The 2,478-nt window shown below is 51.0% G+C and carries 1 protein-coding gene and 2 pseudogenes; all 3 read left to right on the top strand.

What is annotated here, in order from left to right:
* Positions 1-255, top strand: a pseudogene (locus ACTHS3_RS11605) (hypothetical protein); the annotation flags it as partial.
* A 15-nt stretch (positions 256-270) separates the two neighbouring features.
* Positions 271-1,974: an AMP-binding protein gene (locus tag ACTHS3_RS11610; protein WP_070625637.1), complete on the top strand. Its 1,704-nt coding sequence runs from the start codon at positions 271-273 to the stop codon at positions 1,972-1,974.
* Positions 1,975-2,010: 36 nt separating this feature from the next.
* Positions 2,011-2,478, top strand: a pseudogene (locus ACTHS3_RS11615) (SAM-dependent methyltransferase); the annotation flags it as partial.

Here is a 2,478-nt window from a genome sequence, read left to right on the forward strand (position 1 = left end):
CGTTTCTATTTGGTTTATGAAAAATTCAATAAACGAGACCGATTCTTTCTGAACAATGAAGTCAGCCTTTTTTTAGACGGACAAAGCGGCAAAACCGATCACTTACTCCATTGTTTCAAACGAAGTGAAAGCCATTCATTGGAAGAGTGGCAGGCAAATGATTACGAATTGATACGCCAAACGACAAACAAACAATACGATGAATGCTTGGCCCAATTCAAAGAAGATACCAAGGCAAATACATCAAAATTATAAAACCTTAGAACCATCATGCACCTAATCCGAATCCTATCCCCCGACCTACCCCAACACGACCTTATCGCCGCCCATCCGAATTGGACGCGTGCTGATTTCAACCGTGCGGTTTTTCATCTGTCAGGCCGTCTGAAACAGGCAGGCGTGCAAACTGCCGCGTTGTGGTTTGACGATGCCGCGCTGTTTGCCTGTGCCGTGTTGGCAGTGTGGCATTCTGGCGGAAAGGTTTTATTGCTGCCCAATTTGGCGCAAGACAATTTGGAGTGGGGGAAAACGGCAGAGGCGTTTTTAACAGATTCAACAGATAAAAAGCTGTCTTCAGACGGCCTGAACGTCTGGCACTTGCCTGATGTATTGACTCAAACGGAATCGGAAGGACTGAGCACCTATCCTGAAAACTATCTGATTCCCGACCATGCCGAAGCATGGCTGAAAACATCGGGCTCCAGCGGCGAAGCGCAGATTATTGTGAAAACCGCCGCGCAAATGCAGGCAGAAGCTCTGACTTTGGCAAATACGCTGCCATTTGGACAACACAGTGAAACCGTGATCGGCAGCGTGATTCCGCAACATCTTTACGGCTTCACGTTCCGCTTCGCACTCGCACTGATAATGGGTTGGACTATGGAGCGACAGCAGGCGGTTTATCCGGAAAACCTGCTTTCCAGCACGGCCGCACACGATAAAGTGGTTTGGATTGCCAGTCCGGCCGTGCTCAACCGCTTGGGCAAAAACCGCAACTGGCAGAGTATCGGCCATAAAATTACAGGCATTGTCTCGGCCGGCGGTGCGTTGCCCGCAGCCACGGCGGATTTGCTGCAACAGGCTGCCGTCCGCCCGTTTGAAGTTTATGGCAGTACCGAAACCGGTGTGATTGCCTCACGTTGCGAACGCCAAGAATGGCAGCCTTTCGAAGGCGTGGAAATCGGGCAAAACGAAGAAGGCGCACTATGGGCTTCTTCGCCTTGGTCGCCCGAACCCCGCCAAACCGCCGATTTGATCGAGCCGCAAGATGACGGTTTCCTGTTACTCGGTCGTCAAGACCGCATTATTAAATTCGAGGACAAACGCGTGTCGCTGACTCAAATCGAACACGAACTTTTACAACACCCTTGGATTGCCGACGCCCACTGCGGCCGCCATCCGCAACACCAACGCATTGCCATATGGGCGGCATTAAATGCAGACGGTATCGCCGCCTTACGCGAGAAAGGCCGTGCTGCGGTTGCCGATACGCTCAAACGCCATCTTGCCTCCACACAGGACACCATTGCCCTGCCGCGTTACTGGCGTTTTACCGACAGCCTGCCGCGCAATGCCCAAGCCAAAATCGCTGCGGTGGATTTTCAGACGGCCTTTACCGTTGCCCAAACTTCGCCCGTTTGGTCGAAAACATCATCTGACGATGAAACCAATACCGAAACTTTTATCGGGCGCGTGCCTTTGGATTTGGTTTATTTCGGCGGCCATTTTGCCACCTTCCCGCTGGTTCCAGGCGTGGTCGAGCTGCAATGGGTGCGCAACCTGATCGCGCCCCAGCCATGGAGTAAACAGCGCGTCATCCGCATCGAAAATCTAAAATATCAGCAGTTTATCCGTCCTCACGATAAAGTGTCGGTAGAGCTAAAATACGATGAAGGTAAAAACAAACTGAGCTTTAAAATCAACAACGGAGAGTATCCGTGTGCATCAGGACGGATTGTGTTTGAGGCCGTCTGAATATACTTATTAACTTTTTAGTGGAAAACCAACAATATGCAACTCTTCCCTGCCCTAGAACAACGCTATTCCCACGAACACCAGTCTGCAGGCGAGGCTCAACGTCTGGCTCAAGAAATCGCTTTTGCACCGATTGTGTTCCAAGTTTCCCGCCTGATGGTGAAATTTGGCATTCTGGACCTGCTGAACGACCATCCAGACGGCCTCACTCAAGCCGAAATTGCTGAAAAAGCGAAAATCAGCAACTACGCGGCACAAGTCCTGCTGGAAGCTTCGCTGTCTATCGGCACTGTCTTGACTCGCGACAACCGCTATTTCATCAGCAAGGCCGGTTGGTTTGTCCTCAAAGACAAAATGGCCCGCGTCAACATGGATTTCACGCAGGAAATCTGCTACCTAGGCATGTTTGATTTGGAAAAAACCCTGCAAACCGGCAAGCCCGAAGGCCTGAAAGTATTCGGCGACTGGCCGACCATTTACGAAGGCTTGTCTTCATTGCCAAGC

The organism is Neisseria sp. P0009.S007 (assembly GCF_051962515.1).